This is a genomic window from Streptomyces sp. WM6378 (assembly GCF_001279695.1).
Taxonomy (GTDB): Bacteria; Actinomycetota; Actinomycetes; order Streptomycetales; family Streptomycetaceae; genus Streptomyces.
On the sequence record NZ_LGDD01000348.1, the window covers coordinates 1 to 26,887 of the forward strand.

The following is a 26,887-nucleotide window of genomic DNA, read 5'->3' on the forward strand; positions in this document are numbered from 1 at the left end:
CGCCCGCCCCGCCCAACTCCCGCCTCCCATAGGCGACTTCACGGGCAGAGCAGCCCCGCTGAAGGAGCTGACCACCCTCCTGCGGGAGGCCGGAGACGCCCAGGCCATGGGCGTGGCCGTCCTCACCGGTCTGGGCGGCGCAGGCAAAACCGCCCTGGCCATAACCGCCGCCCACCGCACCCGCAGATCCTTCCCCGACGGCCAGCTCTACGCCGACCTCCGTGGCAACGACCCGGACCCCGCGGACAGCGCGGACGTCCTGACCCACCTGCTCCGAGCGATGGGCGTACCCGAGGGTGCGATTCCCGACGACGCCGGCCAGCGCGGAGCGCTCTACCGCTCCCTGCTCGCGGGCAAACGCGTACTCGTCCTCCTGGACAACGCCCACGACACCGCCCAGATCCGCCCCCTCCTGCCCGGCACCCCGGGCAGCGCGGTCCTGGTCACCAGCCGCACCCGCATCGTCGGCCTCCCCGGCGCCCGCCTCCTCGACGTGGAGGCGATGACCGAGCAGGACGCGCTGGCCATGCTGGAGACGATCGTGGGCGGCGAGCGCGTACAGGCCGAGCCGGAAGCGGCCCGCCAACTCGTCGCCGCCTGCGGCAGGTTGCCGCTCGCCGTGCGCATCGCCGCCGCCCGCCTCACCGCCCGCTCCGACTGGGCCCTGGCCGACCTGACGGCCCGGCTGCGCGACGAGCGGCACCGCCTGGACGAGCTGGAGGCCGACGGCCTCGGCGTGGACGCCGCCTTCCGGCTCAGCTACGAAGGCCTGGACGCGGCCGCCGCCCGCGCCTTCCGCCTGGCGTCGGCCGCCGCCGTGCCCGTCTTCGGCCGGGCCACCGCGGCCGCGCTGCTCGGCGTCGACGAGTACACGGCCGAGGACGCCCTGGAGGCGCTGGTCGACGCCGGTCTCATCGAGGCCTGCGGAGTCGACCGCTACCGCTTCCACGACCTCGTACGGATCTTCGCCCGCCGCGTTCTCGACGACTCGCCGGACGCGGCCGAGCGGCCCGCCGCCCAGCGCAGGCTGCTCGACCACGTCCTGGCCACCGTCCGCAACGCCATCCGCCGGCTGCGCCCGCTCAGCGGCGTACCCGATCTGCTGTACGCGCCGCAGGCGCCCGGGTACCGGCCGGCCGACGCCGAGGCGGCCCGGGCCTGGCTCCAGGAGTCGCACCAGCTGATCCGGGCCACCGCCGAGCAGGCGCTCGGCAAGGGCCCCTGGGAGGACCTGGGGGCGGCGGCGGTGCGGCCCGCCGTCGACCTCCTGACCGGCTGGGCCCACCTCGTCCTCGGCACCGCGCGGCGCCGCGAACTGGGCGGCCCGGCCCGCCTCGCCCTGTCCGTGGCGCACTGCCACGGCGACTCCCGCTCGGCGGGCCGCGCGCTGCGCCTGATCGCCGCCGTACCGCAGCAGGGCGCCGACACCTACCGGCGCATCGAACGCACCCTGCGCCAGGCGCTGCGGTTCGCGGCGCTTGCGAGCGATCCGCTCACCGAGTCGGAGGCCGCGCACGAACTTGCCATGATCCTGGCCGCGATGGGCCGCCCCGCCGAGGCGCTGCCCCTGTTCGAGCAGGCGTACGCGCGCTTCGTCGAGCTGGAGAGCCGGGGTGACGCGGTGCGTGTCCTCGCCCATGTCGTACGCGCCCACATGCTGCTCGGCCACAAGGAGCGCGCCGAGTCCGCGGCCGATGAAGTACTGCGCACGGCAAGGGAGTTGGGCGACCGGGGTACGCTCGGGCACGTGCTGTACCAGATCGGCTGCGCCCTGCTCGCGGGCGGCCGTCCGGTACGGGCCGCAGCCCATCTGCGGGAGTCGCGCCAGCACCACCAGTGGGTCGGCGACCTGCGCTGGGAGGCGCTCGCCTGGGCGCGGCTCGCGCACTGCGCGCTGGCCCGGGAGCGGCCCGGGGAGGCCGCGGCCTGTGCGACGCAGGCGCTGTCCATCGAGGGCGACCTCGGCGACCCGTTCTGCCGCGGCCTCGCGCTCGCGGCACGCGGCCGGGCGCTGCTCACGCTCGGCGAGACACCGGCGCTCTCCGCGCTGGCCTCGCTGCGCACCGCGCACCGGCTGCTCAGCGCGCGCGGCGCGGCGGAGGCCGACGAGCTGACGTCGCTCCTGTGGACCGCGCCCCCGACGGCGAGGCAGCCGACCGGCCCGCCGGACAGCCCGGCCGACGGGGCTCCGAGTGCAGCCAGGGCTGCCCTCTGCCAGAGCCTTTTGGGCAGGGGGTAGCCCGGCGCGCCCCCTAGCCTTCGATCATGACCATGTGGACGTCTCTGGACCCGGCCGCCGTCGCCGTCGATCCCGGTGGGCGGGCCACCGCACGGCTGCGGGTACGCAACACCGGGGACACGGTCGAGGAATACCGCCTCTCGGTGGTCGGCACCCCGGCGGGCTGGGCCCGCGTGGAACCCGACACCCTGCGCCTCTACCCCGGCAGCGAGGGCACCGCGGAGATCTCCTTCGCGCCGCCCCGCTCGTCCGACGCCCTGGCGGGCCCGGCCGCGTACGGCATCCGCGTGGAGCCCCGCGAGCACCCCGACCTGCGGGACGTGCTCGAAGGGCAGGTCACGGTCGCGCCCTTCACCGAAGTGCGCGCCGAACTGCTGCCGCCGAGCCTGGTGGGCCGGTTCCGCGGACGGGCCTCGGTGGCTGTCGACAACCTCGGCAACACCCCGCTCACGGCGTCACTGACCCTGCGCGACGAGACCAACCGGCTCACCTACGACATGGCGCCGAACTCGGTGCAGATCGCGCCGGGCCGTGCCGCGTTCGCGAAGCTCAACGTCCGCCCGCAGCACGTCCGTTGGACGGGCAGGCCCGAGCAGCACCGCATCACGGTCGCGGTGCGCCGCTCCGGTGACGACACCGGTCTCGAACTCATCGGCATCTTCGACCAGCGTCCGGTGCTGCCGCGCTGGCTGATGGTCGTGGGCAGCGCGATGGTCACGGCGGCCGTCGCGTTCGTGGTGCTGTGGCTGGCCTTCCAGCCCAAGGTCAACACTGCGTCGGGCGAACTGCAGGCCGGGTCCAGCGCGCAGCCGGTGCCGCAGGGCGCCGAGTCCCCGCTGCCCGCGGCGCCTGCGTCCGCACCGCCGCCGCCCCCGGTGAACGCGCCGAACCCGGCCGGTGACGGCTCGGGCGGTGCCGGCGGCGGTGGTGGAGGCGGCGGTGACGCGGATGCCTCGGAGCTCGGCAGCGGGCCGCCCGTCGTGCCGCCCCCGCCGAAGCAGGCCAAGCCCGCGCCGAACGCGCCCCAGGGCCCGGTCTGGGACATGGGCTACAAGCCGGACGACATCGTCACGTTCGCGCAGTACCGCCTGGCCACCCTCGGCAACGACAACGAGTGCATGCTGAAGCCCGGCTGGACCGCCGGGATCATCGACAAGCCCACCCAGACCTCCCTGGCCTGCTATCAGGCGCACGTCATGCGGGACAAGAAGAGCAGCATGCAGCTGACGGCGACCGACAAGAAGCCGGGCACCCTCGGCCGGGCCACCCTCACCTCGATGTGGGCGCAGGGCATCCGCGCGGAGAACGTCAAGGGCGGCTCGAACAACTACGAGGTCACGAGGCTGGCGGCGGCGCTGTGGTGGGCCAACCAGTCCACGATCTCCGACGCGGATCTCAATCGCGACCGCGGCTACGCCCTGAAGGGCATCGAGTACTTCAAGGCGGGCCAGAAGAACGGCTATCCGACGAAGTCGGACGCGGGCCTCGCGCAGGCGATCAAGGACTACCAGGCGAACGTCGGCCTCAAGGCGACCGGTGTCGCCGACCAGCAGACCATCAACTGGCTGATCGGCGGCGACGTCAAGGACCGCGGCAAGCCGGGCCGTTAGCGGGGGCGTTAGCGGGCGTTAGGCGCTGCTGATCGCGGCCTGACAGGCTGCTCGCATCCACAGACTCCCGGGCGGTTGTTCCCCCGCAACCGCCCGGGTTCAATCCTCGGGCAGGCCCCCCGCCGGGGCCGCCCGACCGGGGAGGATGGCCGCTCGGGCAGCGGGTCCTGCCCCCGGAACTGCCCCTTCCGTCCCTGTACTTCGATCCCCGCCGGAATTAACTCGGGGGGTGAGTATGTGGACTGCCCTGGAGCCCCCCGCCACCACCGTTGCCCCCGGTGACAGCGCCGTCGTACGGCTGCGGGTGCGCAATACGGGCGACACCGTCGAGGAGTACCGGCTCTCGCCGGTCGGGGACGCCGCCGGGTGGGCGAGCGTCGAGCCGACGGTGCTGCGCCTCTATCCCGGGACGGAGGGCACCGCCGAGGTCACCTTCGCGCCGCCGCGCACTCCGGACGCGGTGGCGGGCCAGAGCCCGTTCGGCATCCGGGTCGATCCGCGCGAGCATCCGGGCGAGGCCGACGTCGTCGAGGGCCGGCTCACCATCAGCCCGTTCGCCGAGATGCGCGCCGAGCTGGTCCCGCGCACCGTGAAGGGCCGGCGCAGGGCCAAGGGCCGGGTGGCCGTCGACAACCTGGGCAACCAGCCGCTGACCGCCTCCTTCTCGACCCGGGACAACGCCGACGCCGTCACCGTCGAGGCCAACCCCACCGCGGTCCAGGTCGACCCGGGCCGGGCCGGATTCGCCGAAGTGCAGCTCACCTCAGCGAACGTCAGCTGGTTCGGCGGGATACGCCAACACCAGTTCAACATCTCGGTGTTGAGGTCGGGCGACCCCGCCCCGCAGGAGCTGCGCGGCACCTATGTGCAGCCGTCGGTGTTCCCGCGCTGGGTGCTCGCGGTCGGTTCGGTCCTGGTGGCGGCGGCCGTCGCCTTCGCGCTGATCTGGTTCCAGCACGACGTGGGCGTCAAGAGCCAGGCCTCCGAGAAGGCGCCCACCAAGGAGGAGCCGCTTCCGCAGGGCTCCAACACGCCGCTGCCGTCGGCCCCGCCGGCCCCCTCGAAGCAGCCGCCGCCTCCTTCCGCGCCGGCCCCGCCCCCGCCCGCCGCCGACCAGCCGAAGCCGAAGGACCCCGGTGGCGGCGGCAGCGGAGGCGGCGGTGGTGGGGACAGCGCTCCCAAGCCGCCCAAGTACGACCCGAACAAGCAGGTGCGGATCCAGTCCGGGCTCGGATACCTCCTCGTCACGGCGACCGACCAGAAGGCGGAGGGCCGGTACGTCTACGCGGCGCCGACGAGCTTCAACACGCCCCCCTGGGACCAGTTCTGGCACGTGCACCCGCTGCCCAACAACGAGTTCGCCTTCACCTCGTGGTCCGAGCCGTGGGCTGTCGCGGACAACACCCGGGAGGGCAACCAGGTCCAGATGTGGGGCGCGTCGGGCGGCGACGCGAGCCTGTCCAACGGGTCGATGACCGCCAACCAGAAGTGGTCGATCCAGCCGATCAGCGGCGGTGACGGTTTTGTGCGGCTTGTGAGCCGGGACGACAACTGGTGCCTGTCGGATCTGACGCCGAACGACCGGAAGAACCTCCAGGTGGCCGAGGTCCGCCCCTGCGGAGCCCTCCCGGCCGACCAGCAGCGCTGGAAGATCCTCCAATAGCCCGGCCGGGCCAATGCCTGGGGCTCCGCCCCAGACCCCGTTCGCGCCTGAAGGGCGCTCGTCCTCAATCTCCCCCAAGGCCTCAAGGGCCAGGGGGGACCCCATGACGGGCTGAAGATGCCAGGACTGGCCGGCACCAGTCCTGTTAGGGGCGCGGGGCTGTGACATTGTGCGGCTCCGCCGATGGGCGTGAGCAACTACGCACGGTCCGCAGGGCGACGGGCGTCGCAGGGGTTCGGGGGCGCAGCCCAGGGGGCCGCATCGCACCCCGCCAAGGCCGATCCCGCTTAGGGGCGCGGGGAACTGCGCGAGCAACCACGCACGGTCCGCAGGCTGACGGGCGTCGCAGGCCCGGGGGAGTTCGCATCGCACCCCGCCAGGATTGACCCTGCAAGGGGCGCGGGGCTGTGACATTGTGCGGCTCCGCCGCGTGGGCGCGAGCAGCCACGCACGGCCCGCAGACCGAAGGCCCCGCACCCCCGGAGGGCTACGGCGCCCAAGCCCCCCCCACCCCCGGCACAAGCCGCCCCGACTTCACGTACTCCCGCCGCGCCCCGGCACGGACATCCTCCGCGGTCACCGGAGAACCCCGGCCCGCCGCTAGATACCCGGCAGTCACCGCAGCCGACCGAATCGAACCCCCGGCCAGCTCGAACTCCTTCGCACACGCGTCGAGTTCAACCCCCAACCCCTCCTCCTGCGGCACCCCCGCCAGGCAGCTCCGCCACAGCACCGCGCGCAGCGCGACGTCCGGGAACGGGAAGTCGACCACCAGGTCGAGCCGGCGCGTGAACGCCTCGTCGATGTTCGCCCGCAGGTTCGTCGTGAGTACGGCGATCCCGTCGAACGCCTCAAGCCGCTGCAACAGATACGCACTCTCCAGGTTCGCGTACCGGTCGTGCGAGCTCTTCACCTCCGACCGCTTGCCGAACACCGCGTCCGCCTCGTCGAACAGCAGCACCGAGTCGGTCCGGTCCGCCTCGACGAAGATCTTCTCCAAGTTCTTCTCGGTTTCACCCACGTATTTGTCGACCACCGACGACAGGTCCACCACGTACAGGTCCAGGCCCAGCTCGCCCGCCACGACCTCGGCAGCCAGCGTCTTGCCCGTGCCGGAGTCCCCCGCGAACAGCGCGACCACGCCCCGCCCGCGACCGCCGCCGGTACGCAGCCGCCACTCCCCGAGCACCCGGTCCCGGTGCCTGGCCCGTCCCGCGAGCTCGTGCAGCATCCCGAGCGGCTCCTCGGGCAGGACGAGGTCCGCGAACCCGACGGCGGGCCTGACCTGGCGCGCATGCCGGTCGAGCAGCGGCGCCGACAGCTGCCGGGCGCTCGTCTGTACGTGGCCGAGGCCCACCGGCACCCCTTCGAACCCGGCCAGGGCAAGGGCCCCGCGGGCGGCCCGCCGCACCTGCCCGGCGCCGAGTCGGTAGGGCCCGACCGCCTCCGCCAAGTCGCCCTCGTACGAGGGAAGTTCCTCGTTCCAGGCGGTCAGCGGGTCGGTCTCGGCGGTCGTGTCCTCCAGGGCGAGCAGCGCCGCGCCCGGCGCCCAGGTGGGGTCGTACGGCTCGGTCCCGGCGAACACCACGGTCACGTCCGGAGCCGCCAACTCCCTTACCAGTGGCCCTGGTTCGGAATGCGGGAGCTCGACCACGATCGCCGTGCCCGACCCGCGCAGCCTCGCCTCGCGCAGCAACGCCCGGGCCGACAGCCGGTCGGCCTGCTCGGGGCGGTGGCGCAGCACGGCCCGCCCCGTGCCGCGCAGGGCCGCGGTCACCGCGTCCGCCCCGCTCCCCGCCCTGCGCTCGCGCAGATGGACGGCGACCGGGCCCGGCGCGAGGGCGATCCGTGCCGCGAGGCCCTCTCCCGGGGCGCTGCCGCCCGGCGCGAGCAACTCGACGCGCGCGTCCATGAGGTGGCCGTCCAGGGTGTCGTCGCCCAACAGATGGGCCACCACCCGCTCCGGGACCCGCAGGGCCCGCCCCGGCAGCGGCCGGTCCTCGTCCTCCAGGACCACCAGGCCGCCGGTGATCAGCGGCGCCGCCGGATGGAGCCGGCCGCGCGCGTCGGGGTCGTACGGTCCGGTCCCGGCGAGTTCCAGGGCGAGCGCGACCGAGGCCCTGCGGCGGCCCACGTCGTCGTTGAGGTAGCCGTACAGCGGCTCGAAACGCCGGTCCACGTCCGGGGCGAGCGCCGCGACGAGAAGCAGTTCGTCGACCGGGCCGAGCCCGAAGTCCCGCGCCAATGCGCGAAGTCGATCCCCTGGCTCAGGAGTGAACGACCCATTGGTGGAAGGGAGTTGTTCGGGCATGCCGTCCGCGCTGGCGAGGCGGGCCGCCGTCTCCGCCGAGACGTACAGGCCGCGCAGCGGGTCATGCGCCGTCGGGTCGTCGGCGGAACGGGCCGCCACCAGTGCCGCGACCGTGGTCCGCAGCTGGTCGAGGCGGAACAGCAGGGCGCGAGCGGCCTCGTTCACCGGGCGCCACCGTCCCGCGAGGCGCCCTTGCGTGCGCCGCCGGCAGGGGCGGCACCGTCCTGCGCGCTGCCGTCCTGCGAGTCGGCATCCAGCACGCCCCCGCTCCGCGAGCCCCGCATGTACCGCGGCTTCGCGTCGTTCGGCACCCCTTCCCGGCCCCGGACGGTGACCACGCCCTCGGTGACCGGCGGCGCCACGTCGTACACCGGCGTGACCGGGAACGGCGTCGTGATCACCACGTCGAGCGAGGGCTTCAGCTCGCCGCCGAGCGCCGACCAGATGTCGGCCAGCGAGCGCGACTCGGCCGGCGGCACGGCGACCGTCAGCGGCAGGGTCACGTTGTACGCGTCGAGCGCCTGCGGCACGTACTCGTCCGGCAGCATCTCGTGCGGCAGCAGACACGCCAACGCACCCGAAAGCAGCCGGTGTTCGTCCTCGGGGCGACTGGTCCACGCCGTCAGGAGGTAGGAGAGGCGGTACCAGCGGGGCGGCTGGCGGCGGCGCAGGACGATGCCGTTGGCGTCCCGTTCCGCGTACGAGCCGCGCTCGCGGCGGGCCACGTCCTCGCGGATGTCGTACAGGTAGGCGTTCAGGGTGGGGGTGTTGCGCCGGGCCGCCCAGTCGCGGGTGGGCGCCTCGAAGACGACCTCCCCCGTTCCCTCGGGCAGCGCCCCGCCGCGCAGGATGCGCCGCAGCGCCTCGTCGATTTCGTGGATCATGGAGCCAATTTCCCGAGTCATCGGATGCCGCCGAAGTCAGATCGCAGCGGCGGCGGTTGAGCGGTCAGGGCCGACAGTTGGACCCGGACCGGCTAGATGTATCCCTCGCGCAGCGCGTACGCCACGGCGTGTGCGCGGTTGGTGAGCTGAAGGCGGGTCATGAGGGCGTGCAGGATGTTCTTGACGGTCCGCTCCGAGTAGGCGAGCTTCTCGGAGATCTGCCGGGTGTCCAGGCCCTCGGCGACCAGGCGGAGGACGTCGACCTCGCGGGGCGCCATGCCGAACAGCGGCGCGGTCGAGGAGGATCCGGCGGAGGCGGAGGTGGTCTCCGAGCGGCGCAGCCGGCCGACCTGCACGAGGAGCCGGCTGATCAGGTCCGGCGGCAGTTCGCCCTCGCCGCGCGCCGCGCTGTGCACGGCCTTCAACAGGCGCTGTTCGGTGGCCTGATGGCGCCACAGGATGGCGCGCACTCCGTATTCGACGACGGTCAGCAGATCGGGTTCGCGCAGTTCGCGGGCTATGAGCACCACGCGCTGCTCGCCGCCGCGCACGACGCGGCGCAGTTCCGCGGAGGCCGAGTCGTCGACCTGGTCGACGAGCATGACGGCGACCGCGGGGTCGGCCGGGCGGCCGTCCGTCTCGCGGGTCTCCCGGGCGTCGCGCAGGACTTCGACGGTGGGCTGATGCTGCAGGTGGCTGATGACCCCTGCCCGGCTCAGCGGATCGGAGGCGTGAACGGTCACCGTGACACGATTCGCGAGCAATGGCATTTCCCTGTCCTTTCCCTCTCCCCGTGCGTATCGACCGGCCCACTCTGGTCGGGCCCGATCAACAGCGAATCAACAACCGTTGAATGAGCCACCAATCCGGCCACGAAGGATCGAAGTCGTCAGGAAAAGAGGTGCGGGGCCCGGGATCACCAGACCCCGGGCCCCGCACCGAACGTACTTCACCGCACGCGCCTCACCGCAGGCGCCTCAACGTACGCACCTCACCGCCTACGCGGGCTTCTCCTCAAGGCGCGGGAAGAGGACCGCGCCCTTGGTGACCTTCGCGCCGGCGGGCAGCGCGCCCCACGTGCCCGCGTCCTGGACGCGCTGTTCGGCGAGCGAGCCCAGCGGGGCCTCCGCGCCGAGCGAGTCCCACAGCTTCTGCGAGGTGTCCGGCATCACGGAGTTGAGCAGGACGGCGACCCCGCGCAGCGACTCGGCCGCCGTGTACAGGATCGTCGCGAGGCGGGCCCTGCCCTCGACGGACTCGTCCTTGGCGACCTTCCACGGCTCCTGCTCCGTGAGATAGCCGTTGACCTGCTTGACGAAGTCGAAGACGGCCAGGATGCCGCCCTGGAAGTCGAGTTCGTCACCGATGCGCCGATCGGCCTCGGCCGCGGCCCTCGCCAGACCGTCGTGGACGGCCTTCTCGGCGTCGCCGTCGGCGATGGCGGCGGGCAGCTCGCCACCGAAGTACTTGCCGACCATCGCGGCAACCCGGGACGCCAAGTTGCCGTAGTCGTTGGCGAGTTCGGAGGTGTAGCGGGCGGTGAAGTCCTCCCAGGAGAACGAGCCGTCCTGGCCGAAGGCGATGGCCCGCAGGAAGTACCAGCGGTAGGCGTCCACGCCGAAGTGCGAGGTCAGGTCCTGCGGCTTGATGCCGGTCAGGTTGGACTTCGACATCTTCTCGCCGCCGACCATCAGCCAGCCGTTGGCGGCCACCCGGCCCGGCACCGGAAGGCCGTTGGCCATCAGCATCGCGGGCCAGATGATCGCGTGGAAGCGCAGGATGTCCTTGCCGACGAGGTGCACGTCGGCCGGGAAGATCTCCTCGAACCGGGCCTGGTCGGCGCCGTACCCGACGGCCGTCGCGTAGTTGAGCAGCGCGTCCACCCACACGTAGATCACGTGCTCGGTGTCCCACGGCACCGGCACGCCCCAGTCGAAGGTCGACCGCGAGATGGACAGGTCCTGGAGGCCCTTCCGCACGAAGTTGAGCACCTCGTTGCGGGCCGACTCGGGCTGGATGAAGCCCGGGTTCGCCTCGTAGAACTCAAGCAGCCTCGGACCGTACTCGCTGAGCTTGAAGAAGTAGTTCTCCTCCTTGAGGAGCTCCACCGGCTTCTTGTGGATGGCGCACAGCTCGGTGCTGCCGTCCTCGGCCTTGATCAGGTCGCCGGGGAGCTTGTACTCCTCGCAGCCCACGCAGTACGGGCCCTCGTAGCCGCCCTTGTAGATCTCGCCCTTGTCGTACAGGTCCTGGACGAACTCCTGCACCCGGTCGGTGTGCCGCTTCTGGGTGGTGCGGATGAAGTCGTCGTTGGCGATGTTCAGGTGCTCCCACAGAGGCTGCCACGCCTCGCCGACGAGCTTGTCGCACCACTCCTGCGGGGTGACGCCGTTCGCCTCGGCCGTGCGCATGATCTTCTGGCCGTGCTCGTCCGTGCCCGTCAGGTACCAGACCTTCTCGCCGCGCTGGCGGTGCCAGCGGGTGAGCACGTCACCGGCGACGGTGGTGTAGGCGTGGCCCAGGTGCGGGGCATCGTTGACGTAGTAGATGGGCGTCGAAACGTAGTACGTCGGCGAAGGCATGCGCGGAATCCTATCGGCCGTCGCATCCCTGCCCGCCCGGGATGTCCGGATGGCGGACGCCTTCGACGCCGCGGAGAGGTTTGCGAAACACCCGTTGTCGTAGCAAGGACGCATCCTGGGACGGAAGGGGGCACGTGCGCACGAAGGACGAGAACATGCGGGTACTGGTCGCCGAGGACGAGGAGGTCCTCGCCGAGCTCGTCGCCACCGGGCTGCGGCGGGCCGGCTTCGCCGTGGACACGGTCTACAGCGGGGACGCGGCCCTCGCGTACCTGGGGCTGCACGACTACGACGTGGTGGTGCTCGACCGGGACCTGCCGCGCGTGCACGGCGACGAGGTGGCCCGCCGCCTGGTCGCGGACGCCTCCCGCACCCGCATCCTCATGCTGACCGCGTCCGCCTCCATGGAGGACCGGGTCGAGGGCCTGGACCTGGGCGCGGACGACTACCTGGGCAAGCCCTTCGAGTTCCCCGAGCTGGTCTCACGGGTGCGGGCGCTGCGGCGCCGCAGCGCCCGCCCGGTCCCGCCGGTCCTGGAACGGCACGGGCTGCGCCTGGACACCGTGCGGCGCACCGCGCACCGCGACGGCCAGGAGCTCGACCTCTCGCCCAAGGAGTTCGCGGTGCTCCAGATCCTCCTGGAGGCCGACGGCGCGACCGTCTCCGCCGAGGAGCTCCTGGAGCGCGCCTGGGACGCCAACGCGGACCCCTTCACGGGGGCCGTACGCGTCGCCATGAGCAAGCTGCGAGGAAAGCTCGGCGAGCCCCCGCTGATCCGTACCGTCCAGGGCGTGGGGTACGCGCTATGAGGGGCCCGGCCCGGTGATCAGGACCCGTATAGCGCTGATCTTCGGCGGGGTCTTCCTGGTGCTCGGCGCGGCGCTCCTCGCCGTCGTCAACCTGCTCTCGCGGGCCGGCACCGAAGAGCAGGCGACCGCGATCGCGACCAGAGCGACCACCCTCCAGGTGCCCGGCGTGTCCGCCTACAAGGGCCGCACCACGCCGCTGGAGCCGCTCACCGTCTACCGGGTCACCTCCGACGTCAGCGAGGCCGCCTCCAGCCAGACCGCCCTGTGGTCCACCCTCGCGCTGGTCGCGATCGCGCTGCTCGCGGTCGTGGTGGGCTGGTGGACCGCGGGCCGCCTGCTTCGTCCCGTACACGTCATGACGGCACGGGCCCGCAAGCTGACGGCGAGCAATCTGCACGAGAGGGTGGGTGCCGCCGGACCCGACGACGAGCTGAAAGAACTCGGCGACACGATCGACGACCTCCTCGGCCGGCTCGAAGCCGCCTTCGACAGCCAGCGCCGCTTCATCGCCAACGCCTCGCACGAACTGCGCACCCCGCTCGCCACCCAGCGCGCCGCGATCCAGATCGGCCTCGACGGCGAGCCGGGCCCCGCCGACATCGAGCGCACCCGCAGCACCCTGCTCGACAACAACCGGCGCAGCGAGCAGCTCATCGAGGGGCTTCTGATGCTGGCCCGCAGCGAGCGGGGCCTGGAGCAGCGCGAGGAGGTGGACCTCGCGGAGGTCGTACGGGAGGAGGCGGCGCGCTACGACACGGTCAAGGTGGACGCGGCTCCCGCTGTGGTGCGGGGCAACCGGGCACTGCTCGCCCGCCTGACCGCGAACCTCCTCGCCAACGCGGTCACCTACAACGAACCGGGCGCGGTGGTGGAGGTCACCGTGTACGGCGGCCGGCTCGTGGTGACCAACCCCGCCGGGCCCGTGGTCGCCGAGGACGACATCCCAGCCCTGTTCGAGCCCTTCCGGCGGGGCGAGGGCCGCGACCGGATGGGCCGGGGGGCGGGCCTGGGCCTGTCCATCGTGCGCTCCATCGCGGTGGCGCACGGCGGAACGGCCACGGCGGAGCCCGGCGCCGAGGGCGGGCTGGCCGTGACCGTCTCGCTGCCGAAGGCGGCTCGGCCGCGTACTACGCGTACTAGAGGTTAGGGACTAGGGGCGGAACGAGCTGAGCAGCCCCTGGTAGACCTCGGCGTCGCTCAGCTCGCGGGGCGCGGGCCCGGCGTGGAAGAACCCGACGTGCGCGTGGTCGGCTTCGGCGGTGCGCAGGAAATCAAACGCCTTGGAGTCGTCCTCACCAAAGGCGACGAACTGCCAGTACAGGGGCTTGTCGGCGACGTCCGCGAGCGCCTGGCGCGCGGGCAGCTTGGCGTCGGGGGCGCCGTCGGTCTGGAACACGACGAGCACGGGCCCCTCGTGCCCCGCCTTCTCGACGTGCTCGACGACCTCCTCGACACCCCGGTGGTAACTGGTCCGCCCGAGCCGCCCGAGCCCGGCGTGCGTCTCGTCGACAACCCCGTCGTACGAGTCGAGGGCGAGGTCGACGGACCCGTCGATGTCGGTCGAGAAGAACACCGTGTGCACGGTGGCGTCCTCGTCGAGGTGCGCGGCGAGCGCGAGCACCTGCTCGGCGAGCCCCTGCGCGCTGCCGTCCTTGTAGTAGGGCCGCATGGACCCGGACCGGTCGAGCACGAGGTACACCTTGGCGCGAGCCCCGGAGAGCCCGGCCTTCTTGAGCGCGGCCCCGGCCGCCTTGTAGGCCCCGGAAAGCCCGGGCGCCCGGGACTTGACCTTGGCGGCGGAGAGAGCGGGCTTGGGCGCCGGCTCGGCTCCGGCCGGGGTGGGCTCGGGCTCGGAGACGGGTTCGGCTTCGGCCTCGGCCTCGATCGGCTCAGGGGCGACTTCCGCCTCTGCCGTCAGGGGCTCGGGTTCGGCGACGGGCTCGGGCTCGGGCTCCGGCGCGGGGTCCGGCTCCGGCTCCGGCTCGGCGATGGGGGCGATTTCCGCCTCGACCGCGACAGGCTCGGGCTCGACGATGGCCTCGGCCTCGACGGCCTCCGGCTCGGGTTCGGCCTCCACCTGTACGGGCTCGGGCTCGGGCTCGGGGGCGGGGGCGGGGGCGGCGGCCTCCGGCTCCTCCACCGGCTCGGGCTCGATGACCGGCTCGGGCTTCGCCTCCGTACGGGGCTGGGGCAACTCGACGACGGCGTTCGAGGAGCCGAGGGAACCAGCGGTGTCGGACTCGGACTCGGAGTTGGAATCAGCCCCGGACCCAGCGTCGGTGTCGGTGTCGGTGTCGGTGCCGGAGTCGGACGAGGACGCAGGCGGGCGCGGTCCGTCGAAGGCGGCGGCGACGAGTTCCTCCGCCGAGGACAGGACGACTTCTTCCGCCGGGGCCGGAACGGAAGGCGCGGCGGCCTCGGTGATGACCGGTGCCTCGACGGCCTGCGGGGTGCGTTCCGTCTGGGGCGGTACGGAAGCCGCCGTCGGCTCGGCACGCTCCGCGCGATCGCGTCCGAACACCTTGCGCAGCAAGCTCCGAATGCCCATGGGCGAGGCCTTTCGCATGAGTTGGGTGCGATACGTACCGCACTGCGCCAGTTTCGGGATCAGATCCCTGGCCAGCACGGATACGTAAGGTTAGCGACCCGACGGACGCTTTCCCGGAAGGGGCCGGTTCCGCGCCCAAAGGGGCGCGGGGCTGTGACATTGTGCGGCTCCGCCGCGTGGGCGCACCGAGCCGGTATTGGGCGCCCTACAGGGGCGCGGGGCTGTGACACTGTGCGGCTCCGCCGCGATGGGGGTCCCCCCTGTTCGAGCGGAGCCGAGAACTTGGGGGAGCGACCAGCCACAGCCGGTCCGCACCCGAAATGCGAGCCCCCGCCCCTCACTCCCCACCCTGCCCGCGCCAGCGGACGAGCTGAGAAGCCGGATCCCCCGTATAGACCCAGGGGACCAAGGCAACCCGCTCCCCGAGCAATCCGACCAGCGCCGCCCCCTCACGCGTGAGCCCCGCACAACACGCGGCGTGCGCAAGGTAGTTGAGCTCCGCGGCCTCGGAGGCGCGAATGGGTCCCGGGGGCCGCCCGCCCAGCCAGCGATCGTAGGTGCGCCGAAGCTCGGTCACGGCGAGCTCGTGATTCCAGTGCTGCCCGAACCCCCGAACAGGGCGCCCCTTCGCGGCATCGGAGACGTACCGGTACTCCTCGACCCGGGCGATCTGGACCAGCACCGGAAGCGGGGACCCGGCCGGAGCCGCCCCCGCCGCGTCCCGCGCGAAGTCGTACATCGAGCCGTGCGTACCGTGCCAGCGCGCGGAGAAGTACCGCAGCATCTGGACGTGCCCTTCGAGGTGGTACGGATCCCGCCGCCGCAACTCGTCCCACCAGCCGCGCAGTTCGCGCCGGGAGACCCCGCCCTCGTACAGCCGCACCACGGTGAGCAGGGAGGCCCACGGCGTCGGGTCGGCGGGGCGGGCGTCGGCCGCGCTGAGGCAGGCCATGACGGCGACGTCGATGCGGTCGCGGTCGGTTCCGGCGCCGCGCCCGGCCGCGATGGCGCTGTTGAAGACGCGGGTCACCTCGGTGGCAGCCCGCAGCACCGCGGCGTCCGGGCTGTCCGGTTCGGCGGCCCGCCAGGCCTCGACGACGGTCGACCCGGCCGCGGCGTTCGCCAGCGCCCGGATCCGGTGCGTGCGCAGCGCCCAGTCGTCGCCGGTGGCCCGCAGCAGGTCGCGTACGCCCTGCCAGCGGCCGATGACGATGTCGTGCCGGGCTACGGTGAGCGCCCGGTCGCCGAGGTCGGCGTCGAAGCGTATGGCCGTCTTCCGGTGGGACCGGCGGCCCAGTGCTGCCATGCGCGTACCGCCTCTCAGAAGTCGGTGGGATGCCCGGCGTTGGCGTAACTGGACGTCTTGGTACGGGAGTTGGGCAGCCCGGTACCGGCCTCGAACGAACGGGTCGCGTCCAGCCGGGCGGGGCGGTAGTACGCACTGCCCCGCCGCCAGTACCAGAGCATGGGGACCAGGCCCGCGAGCAGGCTGCCGATGCCGATCGCGACGGCGGCGCCGCTGAGCCGGGTCAGCGAGGCGCCGAACACGCAGAACATGAACACCGAGCCGAGCAGCGGCCAGGCCCCGCCGAGCAGGAAGGAGCTGAGGGATTCGGTGAGCGTCCTGCGGTACGCGACGACCGCGGCGAGCCCGGCGAGGCCGTAGTACAGGGTGGTCTGGAGGCCGATCGCGGCGAGCGCGTCGGACATGATGTCCTGCACGGAGCCGAGCGCGTTGGAGGCGACGAACAGTAGGAGTGCCACCGCGCCGACGACGAGGATCGCGACCCAGGGCGTGTTCCACCGCCGGTGTACGGCGCCGAGCCCGCCCGGCATCGTACGGTCGCGGCCCATCGCGAACAGGGAGCGGGTGACCTGGATGAGGGTGGTCTCCAGGGTGGCGATGGTGGAGAGGACCACGGCGAGCACCATGAGCTTGCCGCCGGCGCCGGGCCAGACGCGTTCGCCGAGCAGGGCGAGGACGTTGGACTGCCCGGCCTCGATCTCGCCGCTGGTGAGCAGCACGTTCACGGCGACCGTGAAGGCGACGAACAGGGCGAAGACGGTGCCGACCCCGACCAGCGCGGCGAGCCCGGCGGTGCGCCGGCTGTCGCGGGTCTCCTCGCTGAGGTTGCTGGTGACGTCCCAGCCCCAGTAGTAGAACGCGGCGATCAGGGTGCCCGCGGCGAACCCGGACACCCCGTCGAAGTGTCCGAACCCGAGCCACCCCCAGTCGAAGGGAACGACCCCGCCTCCCTCACCGACGTGGACGAGCGCCCCGACACAGAACCCGCCGAGAATGACCAACTCGACGCCAGAGATGACGAGTTGGGCCTTCGCGGAGAGCCGGGCACCGCCCAGCACCACGCCCAGCATCAGCAAAAACCATCCGGCGCCTGTGGCCGTGGCAAGAGCGGTGTTGTGTGCGAGCGAGGGGTCGAAGAGACCCAGGGTCATCTGCCCGGCGGGCAGCGAGCCGGCCACCATGAACAGGGTGGCCGCGACGACGAGGGCCCACCCGCTGATGAACCCGAGAAAGGGATGCAGGGTGCGCCCGACCCAGGAATAGGCGGCCCCCGCGTTGACGTCGATCCGCCCGAGCCGCCCGAAGGCGAGCACGATGCCCAGCATGGGGATCGCGCAGTAGAGCAGCGCCGCCGGACTGGCGAGCCCGACGGCGCCCACGAGCACGGAGGTGGTGGCGGCCAGCGAATAGGCGGGCGCGCTGCCCGCGACCGCCATGACAACGGTGTCGAACGTGGACAGTACGTTGGGCTGAAGCCCTCTGCCTCCGGTGCTGCTGCTCATGGCCCGAACATCCTTTGACGGCGCGACATATGGCGGTATGTCAGAAACTCCGGGCTTTGCAGTACTCCAACAACCCGAAGCCGACCGCATCGTAGTCGCCGGAGCGGGCCCCTCGGCCATCCCGGCCGCGGGGAACGGACGTCCGCCGGACGGGCGCCCTGATGTCCGTGATCGTCAGGGCGTCGCACGACTTAGGCAGGGCTCCGTCACCCGTCCGGGTAATAGCGGGCACAGGCGCACTTGGACCTCCGGCTGCTGAGGCATGTGCGAGGGCCGTTAGGGACGGCCCCGCTCCTCCAGCCATGCCCGGTACGGGGGTGAGTGGGAGGCCGCCTCCCAGTACGCCGACTCCAAGTCCTCCCCCGCACCGGCCAGGTCACCTCCGTACGCCCCGCTGCGGACCGCCAGGAGCAGCCGTACTCCCAGCGGGTCGTCGCGCAGGGGGCGTACGGCCATGTCGGAGCGGGGGCGCGAGGTGGGCTGGCACAGGGTGACGACCTCGCCCGTCGCGACCAGGCCTGCGGCCGTCAGGTAATCGCCGTGCAGGACACGGGGGTTGAGGCCCGCCGCGTTGAGGACGCGGCGCAGGCCCTCCCATTCGCCGTCCACGCTGGGGTCGACCATCCACTGGTCGGCGGCCAGGTCGGCCAGGTCCACGACGGGCCGGTGGGCCGCCGGGTGGTCGACCGCCAGGCACACGAACTGGGGCTCGCGCTCCACGAGCGTACGGACGTCCAGGCCCGGCGGGATTCGCAGCGGGCAGCCTTCCACTTCGTGTACGAACGCCACGTCCAGCTCGCCCGCCGCGACTTGGCGCAGCAGCGCGGTGGCCGAAACCGCCACCTGGAGTTCCGTCTCCGTGCCGGGCAGGCGCTCCCGCAGGCGGCGCAGCCAGCCGGGGATCGCGCGGCTCGCGGTGGAGCCGATGCGCAGCCGGTCGCCCGCGGCGGTGCGGGCGGCCGCGGCCCGGGTGTCGGTGACCAGCGCGCTCAGCGAGGCGAGCAGCGGACGGGCCCGGCCGACCACGCCCCGGCCCAGAACCGTGGGCACACAGCCGGTCCGCTCGCGCGAGAAGAGCCGCCCGCCCAACGTGTTCTCGATGCGCCGCAGTTGGGTCGTGAGGGCGGGCTGGCTCGTGCCGAGCGCTCGTGCGGCGCCGTGCAGACTGCCGGCGTCGGCGATGGCGCACAGCACCCGCAGATGTCTCACCTCCAGCTCCATGGGCTGAGGTTAGGGCGTACTAAGTCATCGCACCAGATGACCAAAACCACACTGATACGCGGGAGTTATCGCAGATCGACATCATTCCCGTACGCCGCCGTGGCCTCCACAATCACCAATCACCGGGACGGCGCCACAGCGCGCCCTCCGGCCACCGATCAGCAGAGCCCCCACCCGCGGCCGGCCCACCCAGCCGGGCGCGGATCCCCGACGGATTGGTAACCCCCCATGAGACACTCCCGCACGTTCGCCGTGACCGCCGCGCTGGGCCTGGCCCTCGCCGGCTTCGGCGCCATCCCCGCCACCGCGGCCACCCCGACCTCGGCCGCCCCCGCCTCGGCCGCGCACTACACCGCCGCGGGCAAGCACTCCGCCGCGAACGACCAGGCGTTCTACGACGCGGTTATGAAGTCGGTCGCCAAGAAGCGCGCCGCCAACCCGCTCGCCGCCTCGGTCACCGTGTACTACAGCACCGCCAACGCCCCCAGCTTCACCTCCCAGATATCGCAGGCGGCGCAGATCTGGAACTCCTCCGTGCAGAACGTCCGTCTCGCGCAGAGCAACTCCGGCGCGGACTTCCAGTACTACGAGGGCAACGACCCGCAGAACGGTTCGTACGCCTCGACCGACGGGCACGGCAACGGCTACATCTTCCTGGACTACGGCCAGAACCAGCAGTACTACTCGGTGCGGGTCGTCGCGCACGAGACCGGGCACGTGCTCGGGCTTCCCGACCACTACTCGGGGCCGTGCAGCGAGCTCATGTCCGGCGGCGGGCCCGGCACGTCGTGCCGCAACGCCTACCCGAACAGCACGGAGAAGTCCCGTGTGAACAGCCTGTGGGCCAACGGGCTCGCCTCGGCGGTCAAGCCGGCCGCGTAGGCCTCTGGCAGCATGGGGGGATGCCCAGCGTCTCTCCCCGTCGTTCTTGCCCGTCCTGCGGCCGTGCCGTTGCCGTGGTGGCGGGCAAGTTCGTGCGCCACGATCCCCGTACGCGGGAGTTGTCCGGCGAGCTGACGCTCTGCCCGGGCTCAAAGCGCCGGGCCCCCGCGGACGCCTCCCAGCGAACCCTGGACGGGTTCGAACTCCCTCCGTTCCCTGGGCAGTTGCCCCTCTTCTGAGGCGGCCAAGCACTTCGCGGGGTGCGGCTCGAACGGGGTCTGGGGCCAGCCCCAGGGCTAGGGGGTGGGGGACGCGATGGCTCGGGCCGCTCGGACCTCCTGTCTCAGGGGGGCCAGCACGGACTCCTCGTCCCCCGAGAGCTCCGCCCGCACCTCCACCAGCGTCACGCTCTCCCGCAACCCCTCCGCCAGCTCCCGCAGCTCGGCAGCGATCTCCGTGACCTCGCCCGCCGCCGGCGCGTCCGCGCCGTGGTTCACCCGCACCCGCGCCGCGGTGGTCGCGTCCACGATCCGCTCGACCGCGACGACCAGCGGCCACCACGCCGCGGCCCGGGCGCCCATCGGCGGCGGTTCCGTCAGGGCCCGCTGGAATTCGCTCCGTACCGTCGACAGGTCGCGGTAGAGGCGGCGCCGGTGCCGGACCCGTTCGGCCCGGTCGTCCCCGGCGGAGAACGCGTACTCCACGTACTCCGCGGTCGCCGCCACCGCGTCCGCGAGCCGGGTGCCGATGCGGGTGTGCCAGCTCTCGGGCCACAGCAGATAGCCCGCGATCAGCGCGATCGCGCAGCCGATGAGGCTGTCCCACAGGCGGGGCAGGACCAGGTTGAAGCCCTGGTGGTTGAGGACGTCCGAGAGGAGCAGGATCACCGGGGTGATGGCCGCGGTCTGGAAGGCGTATCCCTTCGCGGAGAAGGCGGGGATCAGCGCCGCGAGCAGCATCATCACCGGCACGTCCCACCAGCCGCGCGGCACCTCCGCGAGGACGGCGGCCGCGATGACGAGCCCGCCCGCCGTGCCGACCGCCCGCATCAGGGCGCGTGCGAAGACCGAGCCGAAGTCGGGCTTGAGGACGAAGACGATGGTCAGCGCGACCCAGTACGAGCGTTCCACCGGGACCACCGAGACAAGGGCCTGTGCGAGTCCGATGCACAGGGCGAGGCGGAGTCCGTAGCGCCAGGAGGCGCCGGAGAGCAGGACGTTGCGGGCCGCGCGGCGGAAGCGGATGCGCAGGGCGGCGGGGCGGCCGAGGCGGTCGTCGATGTTGGAGTGGTCGACGTCCGGGTCGTGCACGACGGCGAAGGCGTGGCGCAGAGCGGTGTCCAGGGCCCGCTCGGCCGGGGTCGCCGGCGCAGGCAGCCGAAGTTCGGGTAGCTCGTTGCGGCCCTCCTCGACCGCGTCCGCCAACTGCCGTACGGCGGTGGGGATCGCGGGGTCCACGCCCCAGCCGCGCAGGTGCACGGCGGGTGCCGCCTCGACGATCGGGATGACGACGTTGAGCTGGGCGAGGAGGCGCACCAGCTCCTCGCGACGGCCGTGTTCGCGGGCCCGGCGGGCGAGCACCAGGTCGTAGGCGGTGTTGAGGGACTGGGTGACGGCCTGGCGTCTGGTGTCGTACGCGTCGGTCGTGGCGGCCTCGATCGCTTCGGCGACCGCGCGGTAGGTCCCGGCGACGGCGGCCCGTTCGGGTTCGGTACGCCGCAGCGGCCAGCCGAGCAGGCTCAGGAGCAGCACGAACAGGCCGCCGAGGCTGAGCAGCAGCGGCGCCTTCCACCACGGGCCCGGCATGGGCAGGCCCGCGCCGACGACGGCGTTCAGGAGGAGCAGCAGCCCGGAGACGGAGGCGACCGCGCCGATGGTGGAGATCATCCCGGAGGCCAGCGCCACGAGCGTAAGGGCGGCGACCGCGAGCCAGCCGTGTCCGAAGACGAGGCTGCCCACGGTCACGCCGAGCGCGCCGAACAGCTGCGGCACGGCGATGTTGAAGATCCGCATCCGGTACGCGTCGGCGGTGTCGCCGATGACCCCGCTGAGCGCGCCCATGGAGGCGAGCGCGCCGTACGCGCTCTGCCCGGTCGCCATGCCCACGGCCAGCGGCGCGGCCATCGCGATCGCGGCGCGGGCGACGGCCGGCCAGGGGATGGGGGTGGGGGCGGGCCGCAGCCCCCCGATGAGCCATTCCGGCGGCGCGAGCCGCCCCTGCCGTGCGCCGTCCCCCGCCCGCTTCTGATCAGCCATGACCACACGACACCGTAAAAAGATCACTTGGTGCAAACGGGGCGGCCAACGAAACCGTAAATGTTGTCCACAGCCTGTGGATAATGTTTTCGAATTCGACCATCTCGATGTGCCGCCGCTTCCGGATCATCCACGAAACCGTCGTCCCTCTCGGCTCCTACGATCCTGACCCGCCGGGACGGGGCCCGCATGTCGGCGCCACGGCCGTCCAGGCCGATGTGTCAGCCGCCGTACAGGCTGAGCCCCACGAGCAGCGCGCGGTGGTCGGTGCCGCGCAGTTTCAGGAAGCGGGCGGACGTCGCCTTGAAGGCGTCGCCGTTCACCAGGACGTGGTCGATCTGGGTGCGCAGCGGGGTGGTGCGGTCGGCGGGCCAGGACCAGGTGTGCGACTGCCCGGTGAGCCGGGCGCTGTCGTGCAGGGCGCCCTCGTCGAGCACCGAGCGGAACAGGGCGTGGTCCTGGGTGGCGTTGAAGTCCCCGGCCAGGATGACCGGCTGCCCCTTCGCCGACTTCGCGAACTCCCTTATCCTGCCCAGCTCTTGACGCCATTTGCCGTCGTCGCCGGGCAGCGGAGGCGAGGGGTGTGCGAGCTGGAGCCGTACGTCCCGGCCGCCGATGGTGACCACCGCGCCGGGCATCGTCATCACCGACTCGATGGGCTCGGCCGGCTTCAGCGGAAACCGGCTCAGGATCGCCGATCCGGCGGAACCGTCCTCGCGTACGACATCGCGGTACGGGTAGTCGGCCTTCGGCAGGTCCCGGGCGAGCGCGTCGGAGCAGCGGAAGCTGCACTCCTCGACGAACACGAGGTCGGGCTTCTCGCGCAGAGCCGTGGCGATCAGATCGTCCGTCGCCCAGCCGAACTCGGTGTTGGACGTGAGGACTTTGAACTCCGCCAGGATCGGGCCCTTCGGCGTGGTCGTGTCGGCGCCGTACGGCTGGGTGTACCAGCCGGTGACCGCGAGGACCGCGACGCCCCAGACCATGCCGGTGCGCCACCGCCCGAGCGCCGCGAGCGCGAGCCCCGCGCCGCCGGGCACGAGCAGCCAGGGCAGGAAGGCGAGGGCCTGCGGCACGGGCGTGACCCCGTCCGAGTCGGCGGCCCGGCACCCCGCCACCACACTGACCCCGGCAAGCAACAGCGCCCCGGCCAGCGCGGACGCCACCCGCCCGGGATGCCCGCGCCGTACCTCCGAAGCCGCCGTCGAGGCCGGCACGGTCGTGGTGCCCGAGGTGTCCAAGGCGGTCTGCCTCCCGCTAGCTGGTCACAGCGCTCGCATCCTCTCTCAAAGACGGCCCCCCGCCCGGCACGGTTGCTCAAGCCTTTGCCCGCGCCGCCACCCGGTCGAGGAGGCCGTGGAGGGCTGCGTTGAAGACGGCGGGCTGCTCCAGGTTGGGCATGTGGGCGGCCGACTCGACGACGGCCAGGGTCGAGATGTTCGGGTTCGAGACGCTCGGGTTCGAAGCGGTTCCGATCGCCGCGTGCATCGCTTCCGCGTCCGCGACCGGGGTGTACGTGTCGTCCCGGCCCACGACCACCAGGGTGGGGACGTCGATGGTCGTCAACAGGGCGCGGTAGTCCGGGCGTTGGGCCCGGCCGCGCAGGGCCGCCGCCGCGCCCTCGGGCTGCGTGGAGGTCATCATGCGGTGCACGTGGGCCCGTACGGACTCCTCCGCGTACGGCGCGACCATCTTGTCCAGGACCTCGTCCGCGTAGCCCTTCATGCCCTCGCGCACCAGCCGGTCGGCCATCGCGTTGCGGGCGGCCCTGCCCTCGGGGGTCTCGGCGGCGGGGAAGGTGTCGGCGAGGACAAGGCCGTTGATCCGCTCGGGGAAGAGCCGGTAGCACTCCATGACGATCTGGCCGCCCATGGAGAGCCCGCCGAGCGTGAACCACTCGATGCCGAGCGCGTCCGCGAGTGCCCGGACGTCCTCGGCGAAGTCGGAGAGCAGCGTGGTGCCGGTTCCGGGGACGACGGGTGCGCTGCCGTAGCCGCGCAGGTCGGGGGCGACGACCCGGTGCGTACGGGAGAACTCCGCGATCTGCGGGGCCCACATGGTGCGGTCGAAAGGGTGGCCGTGGACGAGCAGCAGGGCGTCGCCTGTGCCCTCGGCGGTGTAGGTGCGGGACATGGTGAGGAGGCTAGGTGTGGGCAACTCGTCGGTGCAATAGTCTCTTTGCTCTCGGTGCAATCGAGGCTTTACGCAGGTGGAGCCTTACGTGGGTGAGGCCTTACGCAGGTGAGGCTCTACGCGGGTGAAGCCTTACGCAGGTGAAGGAGGCGGGGCGTGGACTACCGCAGGGTGGCCGACGAGGTCGCGGGGGAGATCGAGTCCGGGGCGCTCAGGCCGGGCGACCGGCTGCCGACCCAGCGGGCCTTCGCGCGCCGCCGCCGCATCGCCGTCTCCACCGCGATCCGGGTGTACGGGGAACTCGGCCGCCGGGGTCTGGTGGTGGGGGAGATCGGGCGAGGCACGTTCGTACGGGCCGCCCCACCGCACCCAGGCTCGGTCCTCGCGGAGGACAGTGGGCGTACGCCGGTGAACTTGGAGCTCAACTACCCAGTGGTGGAAGGCCAGTCGGAGCTGATGGCGAAGTCGCTCGGGGGGCTGCTGCGGCCGGACGTCCTCACCGGGGCCACCCGCCCGGCGGCCGCCGACGGCACGGCTCAGGCCCGCGAGGCCGCGGCGGGGCTGCTGGCCCGGCCGGGCTGGCGACCGCACCCCGACCGCGTCCTCTTCGCCGGGAACGGGCGCCAGGCGATTGCCGCCGCGCTGTCCGCACTGGTCCGCCCGGGTGCCCGGCTGGGCGTGGAAGAGCTGACGTATCCGCTGGTCAAGGCGGTGGCCGAACAACTCGGCAGCGTGCTGGTGCCGCTGGCCATGGACGCCCAGGGCGTGCTCCCGCAGGCGCTCGCGGCGGCCCATCGCCGCACCCCGCTGTCCGCGGTCTACCTCCAGCCCACCCTGCACAATCCCCTCACCCTGACGATGGGCGGGGAACGAAGGGCTCAACTCGCCGATGTACTGCGGGAGTTGGGGCTGCCGGCGATCGAGGATGCGACGTGGGCGTTCCTGGCGCCGGCCCCGGACGGGCCGGGGGGCGCGGCTCCAGGCGCCTCGGAGGGTGGTGACCCCGGCCCCGCGGCTCCGGGCGCCTTGCGGGGCGACGCCCCCGGCCGCCCGAGCGGCAGCACCCCGCCCGGCGCCACCCCGGGAACCTCCACCGACCCCGCCCCGCCACCCCTGGCCGCATACGCCCCCACCCACACCATCCTCATCGACAGTCTTTCCAAGCGGCTCGCCCCCGGCCTGACCACGGGCTTCCTCGTGGCGCCACAACCCCACGCCGACGCGCTCGCGCGGGCCCTGCGCTCCGGGGCCTGGACGGCGGGCCGGTTCAATCTGGAGGCGGCCGTGCGGTGGGCCGGGGACGGGACCGTCGAGGCGGTGGGCGCGGCCAAGCGGGCCGACGCGGCCGCCCGGCACGCGCTGGTGCGGGCGCACCTCGGCGGCTTCCGGGTGCGCAGCGACCCGGCCGCGTACTACTGCTGGTGGGAGCTGCCCGCACCGTGGCGGGCCGAGACGTTCGCCGCGGCCGCGGCCGAGCGGCTCGGGGTCGCGGTGACGCCGGGGACCGCGTTCGCGGTGGGCGGCCGGGTGCCGGACGCGGTCAGGATCGGTCTGGCGACCCCGCCCGTACCGGTCCTGGCCGGGGCCCTTCGGCGGCTGGCCGCCCTCGCCGCCACAGCCGGCCCGTGAGCCAGGCCCCGAGCGCGAGCGCGAGCCCGAACGCGAGGACGGCCCACGCCGCCGTGCTGAGGAAGTCGGTGAGCGCGTCGTAGACCGCGCCCGCCGCCGACGGGTCGGAGTCCGCGGGGAGCCCGTCCAGCGTGAGCGACCTGCCGATGGCGACCAGGACGTGCAGGACCGCCGCGCCGACGGCAAGACCGATGCCCACCCCGATGAGGGCGCGCCGGCGGCGCACCGCGACGAGCACCGCCCCGCCCGCCGCCGCCAGACAGAGGACCGCGGCCCACACGCCGATGCGCTGGAGCCACCGGAAGACGGTGCGGACCGGCCCGAGTTTCGTCGACTCGACGACGGTCAGGTCGGTGTGTTCCACGGGAATCTCGTTCGCGAACGGCACGCCCTGTGCCTCCAGTCCGGTCTTGATCTGCTGGATCGCCGGGGCCAGATCGATGCGTACGTCGTTGCCGCCGCCGTTGTGGGTGAGGGCGGAGACGACGCTCGCGTGGGCGGCCCGGTTGGCGGTGTTCCACACGCCCTGGAAGGCGGAGGTGGTGGTGAAGGACCGCACGGCCCCGCCGATCAGCGAGGCCATCGAGGCCTGGAGCGGCCCCACGTCGATGTTCTGCGTGATCGCGTCGGTGACCTTGGCGGCCACCTCGCCGCGCACGGCTTCGTTCCCGGCGAGCGGGGCCATGGCGGCGACGTACCGATCGCTGTCGCCGATCTCCGCCTTCGCCCAGGCGGCGATCGCGCCGAGCGGGACGAGGACGGCCGCGAGCACGATCAGCACCGCCGACAGGAAGCTGCGCACCCGTCCACGAAATCCCGGGTTGCCCATCGGCGCGCGCGGGTGTGGGCTATATGGGGGACGCGCACACGCCCCGGGCAAGCGGAAGGAGTGCTGTCATGGCCGCACACGCTTCGGTACCCGCCACGAGCCACCGCACGGCTCACCAGCTGAGCAGGGCCGTCCTCGCCGTCCCCGTCGTCCTGGGGGTGGCCTACGGGTTGTACACCTTTGCCAACCAGCGCGGCGGCGGCGCGATCACCGGCGGCCAGATCGTCCTCGGCATCGTGTCCGGCCTGGCCGTGATGGCCCTGGGCATCGGCCTCCTCAGCATCCAGTCCGCCCTGCCCCGCGAGCTCCGCGCGGGGGCGTACGGCACGCTGTTCGGCGCCGCGATGGGCTTCCTGTACAGCCTGTCCGACCACAGCGTGCTGAAGTCGTCGGGCATGGGGGCGATCTTCGGCGGCGCGATGTTCCTGGTGTCGTTCTACGTGTTCTACACACACGAGGACTGACCACTCGCCGGTCCCATCGG

The 26,887-nt window shown here is 72.6% G+C and carries 20 protein-coding genes; 8 read left to right on the plus strand and 12 right to left on the minus strand.

The features are described 5' to 3' along the window. From ADK54_RS40395 to ADK54_RS40405, 3 genes are all read left to right on the plus strand, one after another. Positions 1–2,239: ATP-binding protein (locus ADK54_RS40395; RefSeq protein WP_053730848.1), on the plus strand; the 2,239-nt coding region annotated here is incomplete at its 5' end. Positions 2,240–2,265: 26 nt separating this feature from the next. Continuing rightward, complete coding sequence (locus tag ADK54_RS40400) at positions 2,266–3,849, plus strand: peptidoglycan-binding domain-containing protein (RefSeq protein WP_053730849.1); 1,584 nt, start codon at positions 2,266–2,268, stop codon at positions 3,847–3,849. Positions 3,850–4,078: 229 nt separating this feature from the next. Then, positions 4,079–5,512: a hypothetical protein gene (locus ADK54_RS40405; RefSeq protein ID WP_159048041.1), complete on the plus strand. Its 1,434-nt coding sequence runs from the start codon at positions 4,079–4,081 to the stop codon at positions 5,510–5,512. A gap of 487 nt (positions 5,513–5,999) precedes the next feature. Here the strand turns inward: ADK54_RS40405 and ADK54_RS40410 are convergent, their stop codons facing one another. The 4 genes from ADK54_RS40410 to metG form a co-directional block, all read right to left on the minus strand. Then, complete coding sequence (locus tag ADK54_RS40410; protein ID WP_053730851.1) at positions 6,000–7,988, minus strand: ATP-binding protein; 1,989 nt, start codon at positions 7,986–7,988, stop codon at positions 6,000–6,002. Continuing rightward, positions 7,985–8,707 carry a DUF4255 domain-containing protein gene (locus ADK54_RS40415; RefSeq protein ID WP_053730852.1) on the minus strand — a complete coding sequence of 241 codons (723 nt, stop codon included), beginning with the start codon at positions 8,705–8,707 and terminating at the stop codon, positions 7,985–7,987. Before ADK54_RS40415 ends, ADK54_RS40410 begins: the two co-directional genes overlap by 4 nt. A 92-nt stretch (positions 8,708–8,799) precedes the next feature. After that, positions 8,800–9,477: a helix-turn-helix transcriptional regulator gene (locus tag ADK54_RS40420; protein ID WP_053730853.1), complete on the minus strand. Its 678-nt coding sequence runs from the start codon at positions 9,475–9,477 to the stop codon at positions 8,800–8,802. Between the two features lie 228 nt (positions 9,478–9,705). Beyond that, positions 9,706–11,289, minus strand: a complete 1,584-nt coding sequence (gene metG / locus ADK54_RS40425; RefSeq protein ID WP_053730854.1) for a methionine--tRNA ligase — start codon at positions 11,287–11,289, stop codon at positions 9,706–9,708. 155 nt (positions 11,290–11,444) lie between these two features. Between metG and ADK54_RS40430 the strand changes: the two genes are divergently transcribed. After that, positions 11,445–12,098, plus strand: a complete 654-nt coding sequence (locus tag ADK54_RS40430; protein WP_053730871.1) for a response regulator transcription factor — start codon at positions 11,445–11,447, stop codon at positions 12,096–12,098. Positions 12,099–12,111: 13 nt separating this feature from the next. After that, positions 12,112–13,245, plus strand: coding sequence for a sensor histidine kinase (locus ADK54_RS40435; RefSeq protein ID WP_053730855.1), 1,134 nt, complete (start codon positions 12,112–12,114; stop codon positions 13,243–13,245). Positions 13,246–13,248: 3 nt separating this feature from the next. On the opposite strand, the gene ADK54_RS40440 is transcribed toward ADK54_RS40435, so the two are convergent. From ADK54_RS40440 to ADK54_RS40455, 4 genes are all read right to left on the minus strand, one after another. Continuing rightward, complete coding sequence (locus ADK54_RS40440; RefSeq protein WP_199827145.1) at positions 13,249–14,646, minus strand: VWA domain-containing protein; 1,398 nt, start codon at positions 14,644–14,646, stop codon at positions 13,249–13,251. 337 nt (positions 14,647–14,983) lie between these two features. Next, positions 14,984–15,952 carry a hypothetical protein gene (locus tag ADK54_RS40445; RefSeq protein WP_053730856.1) on the minus strand — a complete coding sequence of 323 codons (969 nt, stop codon included), beginning with the start codon at positions 15,950–15,952 and terminating at the stop codon, positions 14,984–14,986. 14 nt (positions 15,953–15,966) lie between these two features. After that, positions 15,967–17,454, minus strand: coding sequence for an APC family permease (locus ADK54_RS40450; RefSeq protein WP_053730857.1), 1,488 nt, complete (start codon positions 17,452–17,454; stop codon positions 15,967–15,969). A 276-nt stretch (positions 17,455–17,730) separates the two neighbouring features. Beyond that, a complete protein-coding gene (locus ADK54_RS40455) occupies positions 17,731–18,675 on the minus strand; it encodes a LysR family transcriptional regulator (RefSeq protein WP_199827146.1) in 945 nt (314 codons plus the stop codon). A gap of 228 nt (positions 18,676–18,903) precedes the next feature. Between ADK54_RS40455 and snpA the strand changes: the two genes are divergently transcribed. Beyond that, on the plus strand, positions 18,904–19,557 hold the full coding sequence (snpA, locus tag ADK54_RS40460) for a snapalysin (RefSeq protein WP_053730858.1): 654 nt from the start codon (positions 18,904–18,906) through the stop codon (positions 19,555–19,557). Positions 19,558–19,853: 296 nt separating this feature from the next. Here snpA and ADK54_RS40465 read toward each other — a convergent pair whose 3' ends face one another. From ADK54_RS40465 to ADK54_RS40475, 3 genes are all read right to left on the minus strand, one after another. Beyond that, entirely contained in the window at positions 19,854–21,812 is a 1,959-nt protein-coding gene (locus ADK54_RS40465; protein ID WP_053730859.1) for an FUSC family protein, read from the minus strand. Positions 21,813–22,033: 221 nt separating this feature from the next. Continuing rightward, positions 22,034–23,053 carry an endonuclease/exonuclease/phosphatase family protein gene (locus ADK54_RS40470; protein ID WP_053730860.1) on the minus strand — a complete coding sequence of 340 codons (1,020 nt, stop codon included), beginning with the start codon at positions 23,051–23,053 and terminating at the stop codon, positions 22,034–22,036. 76 nt (positions 23,054–23,129) lie between these two features. Further along, positions 23,130–23,945: an alpha/beta fold hydrolase gene (locus tag ADK54_RS40475; protein WP_053730861.1), complete on the minus strand. Its 816-nt coding sequence runs from the start codon at positions 23,943–23,945 to the stop codon at positions 23,130–23,132. Between the two features lie 156 nt (positions 23,946–24,101). Between ADK54_RS40475 and ADK54_RS40480 the strand changes: the two genes are divergently transcribed. Further along, on the plus strand, positions 24,102–25,574 hold the full coding sequence (locus tag ADK54_RS40480) for a PLP-dependent aminotransferase family protein (protein WP_053730862.1): 1,473 nt from the start codon (positions 24,102–24,104) through the stop codon (positions 25,572–25,574). Here the strand turns inward: ADK54_RS40480 and ADK54_RS40485 are convergent. Then, a complete protein-coding gene (locus tag ADK54_RS40485; RefSeq protein WP_234392413.1) occupies positions 25,486–26,376 on the minus strand; it encodes a hypothetical protein in 891 nt (296 codons plus the stop codon). The two genes, ADK54_RS40480 and ADK54_RS40485, sit on opposite strands and share 89 nt — an antisense overlap. A gap of 95 nt (positions 26,377–26,471) precedes the next feature. On the opposite strand from ADK54_RS40485, the gene ADK54_RS40490 reads away from it, so the two are divergent. Beyond that, the gene (locus ADK54_RS40490; protein WP_053730864.1) at positions 26,472–26,867 is read left to right on the plus strand and encodes a hypothetical protein; all 396 of its coding nucleotides are present in this window, start codon (positions 26,472–26,474) and stop codon (positions 26,865–26,867) included. The last annotated feature ends 20 nt before the right edge of the window (positions 26,868–26,887 follow it).